Origin of the sequence: Pseudomonas sp. 22085, from assembly GCF_052045815.1 — a bacterium.
GTDB lineage: Bacteria > Pseudomonadota > Gammaproteobacteria > Pseudomonadales > Pseudomonadaceae > Aquipseudomonas > Aquipseudomonas glycinae.
Map to the genome: position 1 here is coordinate 120,025 of NZ_JBQEQA010000017.1, position 6,487 is coordinate 126,511.

At 58.4% G+C, this 6,487-nt stretch carries 7 protein-coding genes and 1 pseudogene; 3 read left to right on the top strand and 5 right to left on the bottom strand.

Translation table 11 applies throughout. From position 1 onward, the window contains the following. Window positions 1–28 precede the first annotated feature (28 nt). On the top strand, window positions 29–1,837 hold the full coding sequence (locus ACTJK7_RS21085; RefSeq protein ID WP_108562871.1) for an aminopeptidase P family protein: 1,809 nt from the start codon (window positions 29–31) through the stop codon (window positions 1,835–1,837). On the opposite strand, the pseudogene ACTJK7_RS21090 reads toward ACTJK7_RS21085, so the two are convergent. After that, window positions 1,830–2,463: pseudogene (locus ACTJK7_RS21090) on the bottom strand (LysR family transcriptional regulator). The gene ACTJK7_RS21085 and the pseudogene ACTJK7_RS21090 overlap by 8 nt on opposite strands. 45 nt (window positions 2,464–2,508) lie before the next feature. Here ACTJK7_RS21090 and ACTJK7_RS21095 point away from each other — a divergent pair. Beyond that, window positions 2,509–2,781, top strand: a complete 273-nt coding sequence (locus tag ACTJK7_RS21095; RefSeq protein ID WP_440780224.1) for a zinc-binding dehydrogenase — start codon at window positions 2,509–2,511, stop codon at window positions 2,779–2,781. Here ACTJK7_RS21095 and ACTJK7_RS21100 read toward each other — a convergent pair. Then, window positions 2,778–3,368, bottom strand: coding sequence for a 2-hydroxychromene-2-carboxylate isomerase (locus ACTJK7_RS21100; protein WP_108562870.1), 591 nt, complete (start codon window positions 3,366–3,368; stop codon window positions 2,778–2,780). The two genes, ACTJK7_RS21095 and ACTJK7_RS21100, sit on opposite strands and share 4 nt — an antisense overlap. Before the next feature lie 32 nt (window positions 3,369–3,400). Further along, window positions 3,401–4,129, bottom strand: a complete 729-nt coding sequence (locus tag ACTJK7_RS21105) for an SDR family oxidoreductase (protein ID WP_108562869.1) — start codon at window positions 4,127–4,129, stop codon at window positions 3,401–3,403. 91 nt (window positions 4,130–4,220) lie between these two features. Between ACTJK7_RS21105 and ACTJK7_RS21110 the strand changes: the two genes are divergently transcribed. Then, window positions 4,221–4,790, top strand: coding sequence for a TetR/AcrR family transcriptional regulator (locus tag ACTJK7_RS21110; protein WP_064384019.1), 570 nt, complete (start codon window positions 4,221–4,223; stop codon window positions 4,788–4,790). 10 nt (window positions 4,791–4,800) lie between these two features. Here ACTJK7_RS21110 and ACTJK7_RS21115 read toward each other — a convergent pair whose 3' ends face one another. Beyond that, complete coding sequence (locus tag ACTJK7_RS21115) at window positions 4,801–5,082, bottom strand: hypothetical protein (RefSeq protein ID WP_064378543.1); 282 nt, start codon at window positions 5,080–5,082, stop codon at window positions 4,801–4,803. 168 nt (window positions 5,083–5,250) lie between these two features. Beyond that, window positions 5,251–6,138 carry a threonine/homoserine exporter RhtA gene (gene rhtA / locus ACTJK7_RS21120; protein ID WP_108562868.1) on the bottom strand — a complete coding sequence of 296 codons (888 nt, stop codon included), beginning with the start codon at window positions 6,136–6,138 and terminating at the stop codon, window positions 5,251–5,253. Window positions 6,139–6,487 lie beyond the last annotated feature (349 nt).

Consider the following 6,487-nt stretch of genomic DNA (forward strand, 5'->3'; position numbering starts at 1 on the left):
AACGATGAAGTGATTGGCAGGAGACATGATGAGTACCCAGACCTTGACCGAAGGAACGGTTCCCCAGCGCCTCGCGCACACCCGTGAACTGATGCGTCGCGAAGGTATCCACGCGTTGCTGGTGCCGTCCGCCGACCCGCACCTGTCGGAATACTTGCCGGGTTACTGGCAGGGCCGGCAATGGCTGTCGGGTTTCCATGGCTCGGTGGGCACATTGATTGTCACCCCCGATTTCGCCGGGGTCTGGGCCGACAGTCGCTACTGGGAACAGGCGACCAAGGAACTCAAGGGCAGCGGCATCGAACTGGTGAAACTGCAACTGGGTCAGCCGAGCCCGCTGGACTGGCTGGCCGAGCAGACGCCGGAAGGCGGCGTGGTCGCGGTCGACGGCGCAGTGATGGCCGTCGCGTCGGCACGTACGCTGGGCAGCAAGCTCGAAGCCCGGGGTGCCAGCCTGCGGACCGACATCGACTTGTTGAAAGAAGTCTGGAGCGACCGCCCGGCGTTGCCGAACGCGCCGATCTACCAACACCTGCCGCCGCAGGCGACTGTCAGCCGTGGCGAGAAACTCGGCAAACTGCGCGAAACCTTGCAGGAACGCGGCGCCGATTGGCACTTCATCGCCACCCTCGACGACATCGCCTGGCTGTTCAACCTGCGCGGCGGCGATGTGTCGTTCAACCCGGTGTTCGTTTCCTTCGCGCTGATCAGCCAGCAACAAGCCGCACTGTTTGTGGCCTTGAGCAAGGTCGATGCTGAGCTGCGTGCCGTGCTGGAAAAAGACGGCGTAACCCTGCGCGACTACAGCGAAGTCGCTGATGCCTTGCGTGCGATTCCGAACGGCGCGAGCCTGCTGGTGGATCCGGCGCGGGTCACCAGTGGCCTGCTGGATAACCTCGACAGTGGCGTGAAGCTGGTCGAAGGCTTGAACCCGACCACTCTGGCCAAGTCGCAGAAGAGCCTGGCGGATGCCGGGCATATACGTCAGGCGATGGAGCAGGATGGCGCGGCGTTGTGTGAATTCTTCGCCTGGCTGGAATCGGCCTGGGGCCGCGAGCGCATTACCGAGCTGACCATCGACGAAAAACTCACGGCGGCCCGTGAGCGTCGTCCGGATTACGTGTCGCTGAGTTTCAACACCATCGCTGCATTCAACGCCAATGGCGCGATGCCGCACTACCATGCCACCCCGGAAGAACACGCGGTGATCGAAGGTGATGGCTTGTTGCTGATCGATTCCGGTGGTCAATACCTGGGCGGCACTACCGACATCACGCGCATGGTGGCTGTTGGTACGCCAACGGATGAGCAGAAGCGCGATTGCACTCGTGTGTTGAAAGGCGTGATTGCTTTGTCCCGCGCGCATTTCCCGAAAGGCATTCTGTCGCCGCTGCTGGACGCGATTGCCCGTGCGCCGATCTGGGCCGAGAACGTGGACTACGGTCACGGCACCGGTCACGGTGTGGGTTATTTCCTCAACGTTCACGAAGGTCCGCAGGTGATCGCCTATCAAGCTGCTCCGGCGCCGCAAACCGCCATGCAACCGGGGATGATCACTTCCATTGAGCCGGGCACTTATCGTCCGGGCCGCTGGGGTGTGCGGATCGAGAACCTGGCGATGAACGTTGAAGCAGGAAGCAGCGAGTTCGGCGAGTTCCTCAAGTTCGAAACCCTGACTCTGTGCCCGATCGACACCCGTTGCCTGGAACCGTCCTTGCTGACGCAGGAAGAGAAGCAATGGTTCAATGCCTATCACGCCGAAGTGCGCGAGCGTCTGAGCCCGCTGCTTGAAGGCGCGGCACTGGAATGGCTGAACACGCGTACTGCCGCTATCTGATTGGTTGAAGCTCGGGCGCTGCTGCCAGCGCCTGGGTCATGAAATCGACAAACGCGTTGACCCTGGCGGACTGGCGACGGTTCGCCGGGGACACGGCGTGAATCGGCAGCGGTAATGTCTGGTAGTCCTGCAACAGGGCGACCACTCGGCCCACCTTCAAATCTTCGCTGAACAGCCAGACCGGTGACAGCGAAATCCCCAGTCCCCCCCAAGACCATTTCACGGATCGCTTCCGAGTTGTTGCTCTGGGCGTTGCCCTGGATGCGTATGTCGTGGTGTTGCCCATCCTTCTCGTAGCTCCACAGGTTCTGGTCGCTCAGTTGCAGGTCGATCTGCACCTGAGGATAACGTTGCAGAAATTCCGTCAGCCGCGAGGCGATCTGCAAACGGCCGAAACTGACGGAGGAGCCGATCCGCAAAGGTCCGGCCACGGTTTCCCTGCCGGATTGGAAACTGTGCTCGGCGGCATCCACCGCCGCGAGGATATTTCGAGATTCGTTGTAGTACCGCTGACCTTCATCGGTCAGTGACAGCTTGCGTGTGCTGCGGGCAATCAGCTTGCCGCCCAATTCATTTTCAAGGGCGCGCAGCACTATCTGAAAATTCGTGCGGGGCAGGCCACCCATGCCCGGCAACCGCTGCCGGCAGTGGTGGGACTGGATCTGGCAGGTGTGATCGAAGCAGTGGGTGAGGGCGTGCAGAATTGGACGCCGGGCGATGAGGTGTATGCGTTGGCCGCGGGAGTGTTCACCTTGCTGCCGTTACTGACCGGCAGTGGGCGTGAGCATCATGGCGAGATTTTGCGCCAGGCTGCCGCGTTGATTGAGTCCGGCCAGCTGCGACCGCTGCTCGATCCGCATCGGTTCACGCTGGAAACCGCAGGAGAAGCCCATGAGCTGCTGGCAACGAAAGCAGCTCAGGGGCGTCTGGTGGTGGAGATTTAGCGAAGGGCTTCCAGCACGAAGTCGAGCCGGTCCTGACCGAAGAACAACTGGTTGTCGATGAACATGCTCGGCGCTCCGAAGACGCCACGCTTCACGGCGGTTTCGGTGTTGTCCTTGAGCGCGGCCTTGACTGCTTCATCGTTGGTCAATGCCAGTACCTCTTCAGGATTGAAGCCATGTTCCGTCAGCACGGCGGCAACTGTTGCCGGTTCATCTAGGGCGCGGCCTTCAACCCAAAGCGCTTTGAACAGGCAATCGATGAAAGTCAGGAAGCGATCCGGATGACGCAGTTGAATACCGGTGACCGCGCGCATCAGCATCAGGGTATTGATCGGGAAATGCGGGTTGAATTTCAAGGGGACGTCGTAACGTTTGGCGTAACGGTCCAGGTCCTGAAACATGTAACGACCCTTGGCCGGGATCATTGCCGGAGACGCGTTGCCGGTGGCTTTGAAGACGCCGCCCAGCAACATCGGAATGTAGATCAACTGGCTGCCGGTCTCGGCGCAGATTTTCGGCAGTTGGGTGTACGCCAGATAAGTGGCGGGGCTGCCGAGATCGAAATAGAACTCCACGGTTTTGCTCATGTTCGCTGCTCTCTGTTTTTGTTATTGGGGGATTACCAGCGTTCGTTCCAGGGCCGCAGGTCCAGCTCGAACGTCCAGGCGTCCCGTGGCTGGCTATGCAGATACCAGTAGTTCTCGGCGATATGCTCTGGATTGAGAATGCCGTCCTGATCCTTGGTGGCGTATTTGTCAGGGAAATTGTCGCGGATGAAATCGGTATCGATGGCGCCGTCGACCACGACGTGGGCGACGTGGATGTTCATCGGGCCAAGCTCTCTGGCCATGCTCTGTGCCAGAGCCCGGATACCGTGCTTGGCTCCGGCAAACGCGGCGAAACCGGAGGCGCCGCGCAATCCGGCAGTCGCGCCGGTGAACAGGATAGTGCCGCGGCTACGGGTCACCATCCGTTTGGCGACTTCCCGGGCATTGAGAAACCCGGAGAAGCAGGCCATTTCCCAGATCTTGAAATACTTGCGTGCAGTTTCTTCGAGGATGCTGCAGGGCACGTTGGCGCCGATATTGAAAACGAATGCTTCAATCGGACCGAGGCGGGTTTCGATATCTTCGATCAGCGCAATGACGTCTTCTTCCTTGCGCGCGTCGCAGGCAAAACCGTGGGCTTCACCGCCGTCCGCCTGAATCGCTTCCACCAACGGCTGCAACTTGTCGGCGCTGCGCCGCGTGACGCACGCGACGAAACCTTCCTTGGCGAACCGCTTGGCGATGGCGCCGCCCGTGGCATCACCTGCACCGACAACCAATACGACCTTCTTGTTATTCATGGGTGGATCCCTTTATTAAACGATCGTTAAGTGAACGAACGTTATGCTAGGATTTTCCCAGCGTCAAGGCACTCAATGTGAGGACAAATACATGCGGTATTCCGCCGGTCACAAGCTGGAAACCAAAGAAAAGCTTCTGCAAAGCAGTTCGCTTTCTGCGAAAAGAAACGGGTTCTCATCAATGGGTGTCGATGGCCTGATGAAGGCAATCGGCCTGAGTGGGGCGGCGTTCTACAGTCATTTCTCGTCCAAGGATGCCTTGTTCGCGGCTATCGTCGAACGCGAGTTGTGCCAGAGTCTTGAGCGCTTGGGCGGGCAGGGTACGCAGGATCGCGAGCGACTGGAGCGGTGCCTGAAACTTTATCTGAGCATGGCCCATGTCGAGCAGCCTGAGTTGGGATGCGCATTGCCTGCGTTGGGCGCCGAGATTGCGCGGTCGGATAATGTTGTGCGGGAACAGGCCGAGCTGTGGATTTGCAAGCTTCAGGAAAGTTGGGCGCAGATTCTGGAAAGCGACAGCCTGGCTTGGGCGATTCTGTCGCAGTGTGTCGGGGCGCTGGTAGTGGCACGAATGCTGGCGTCCCCGCAGGTTCAGCAGCGGGTGCTGAAGTCCTGTCATGAAGAGATCGGGAACCAGCTCGCCGCTTCGCGAGTGCAGTAGCGGCGATGGTTTATTTGCAGATGACGATCATGCTGCGGCTGGTATAGCCGGCAGGGTTGAGGCCAAAGGGGTAATCACCCGGCTCTTCCACCGTATCGCCTGATTTTGCAATGACTTTGTAGCCCTTTGGTGCGCAAGAGTTGGCGGCGCTGGTGTAGCACTTGTCCCAAGAAGAGGACAGCCCCGAACAGTTGATGTGCAACCCTTTCTTGCCATGTTTGACGTGGGTCTTCGACGTCGCCGCGCAGCCTGCAACAGCCAGTATGGCGATCAGTATCAAAATTCGTTTCATTACCGTCCTTATGGCGGCCTCGAGTCTGGCGCTCGGGTCTGCCTGTATGCGCTCTCGCTTGAAGCGTTCTGATGTCCCTATCCGAAAAAATCCATGTCTGGCATTGGGTTGCGAGGCTAAACATGGCCTAAATGAGCGCCAATTGCCAGACCTTCGTAAAATCCTCTTTCAATCTGCAGCGATGGCGGGTTTAGAGGTACTGCCCATCGTCATGGTTGCTCCGACCGAGGCCAGAATAATGCACAGAATTGCCATCCATTGTGACAAAGAAAGGTATTCCTGCAGAAACAGCAGACCTGATAGCGCACCAAACGCTGGTTCGATACTCATCAATGTGCCGAAGGTGCGTGCGGGCATTCGGGTGAGCGCAACCATTTCCAGCGTGTAGGGCAGGGCTGTGGAGAGGATTGCAACGCCAATGGCGATCGGAATCAGTGCAGGTGTCAGCAGTGCGCTGCCGGCATGGACAATGCCAATGGGGGCAACGAACAGGGCGGCGATCATTACGCCAAGCGCCGCGGTGGTCACACCGTTATCCGCGCCCGCCTTTTGGCCGAACAGAATGTAGAGCGCCCAGCAAACCCCCGCTCCCAGCGCATAGCCTGCGCCGATCAGATCAATACCCGCTGTTGTAGCGCCAGTTGGTATCAGCAGCAACAAGCCGATGGCAGCCAGTGCAATCCAGAGAAAGTCGATAGCGCGACGTGAGGCATAGATGGCGACTGCCAGCGGGCCGGTGAACTCCAGAGCGACTGCGATGCCGAGCGGAACGGTACGTAACGACATATAGAAGAGGTAGTTCATACCTCCCAGCGCCATCCCGTAGACAATCACTGTGCGCAGCGACTTGGCTGTCAGCTTCGCTCTCCAGGGTTTGAGCAGTAACAGCATGATCACGCTGGCGAAGATCAGGCGAAGCGTTGTCGTGCCTTGAGCGCCAACAATGGGGAACATACTTTTAGCCAAGGATGCGCCGGACTGGATCGATGCCATGGCTATTAATAGTAGGCCAACCGGGAACAGGGTTGAGGCAAGGCTGCGAGGCTGGTCGTTCATTGCGTGACATCATCCGGGGAGGTAGCTGTTGTGTTGAGCAATATAGTGCGCACTCGCTACGTTCCCGTCTATATAGGAGCGATCATTTTCCCTGTCTTGATAGAAAACTCAAATTAAGGGTTGACGGCAGATTTTGAGTCTCTATAATTCGCCCCACTTCCGGCGCAGTCGAAACGGAAAACTCCTTGAGATTCAATGGGTTAAGTAAGTTTCGAAGCGGGTTGTTTCAGTTCATCGAAGCCTGGAAGGAGTTGGAAATGCCGGTCTGTTTGGCGCTTTCAACGGTTCGATCTTCTCGGTCGAAAGCGGAGAAAAAGAGGTGTTGACAGCAGCGTGTAACGCTGTAGAA

Excerpts from the sequence above, each read along its gene's own strand:
- ACTJK7_RS21085 (WP_108562871.1), top strand. The coding sequence starts at position 29 with ATGAGTACCCAGACCTTGACCGAAGGAACGGTTCCCCAGCGCCTCGCG.
- ACTJK7_RS21100 (WP_108562870.1), bottom strand. The coding sequence starts at position 3,368 with ATGAGCAAAACCGTGGAGTTCTATTTCGATCTCGGCAGCCCCGCCACT.
- ACTJK7_RS21105 (WP_108562869.1), bottom strand. The coding sequence starts at position 4,129 with ATGAATAACAAGAAGGTCGTATTGGTTGTCGGTGCAGGTGATGCCACG.
- ACTJK7_RS21110 (WP_064384019.1), top strand. The coding sequence starts at position 4,221 with ATGCGGTATTCCGCCGGTCACAAGCTGGAAACCAAAGAAAAGCTTCTG.
- ACTJK7_RS21115 (WP_064378543.1), bottom strand. The coding sequence starts at position 5,082 with ATGAAACGAATTTTGATACTGATCGCCATACTGGCTGTTGCAGGCTGC.
- rhtA (WP_108562868.1), bottom strand. The coding sequence starts at position 6,138 with ATGAACGACCAGCCTCGCAGCCTTGCCTCAACCCTGTTCCCGGTTGGC.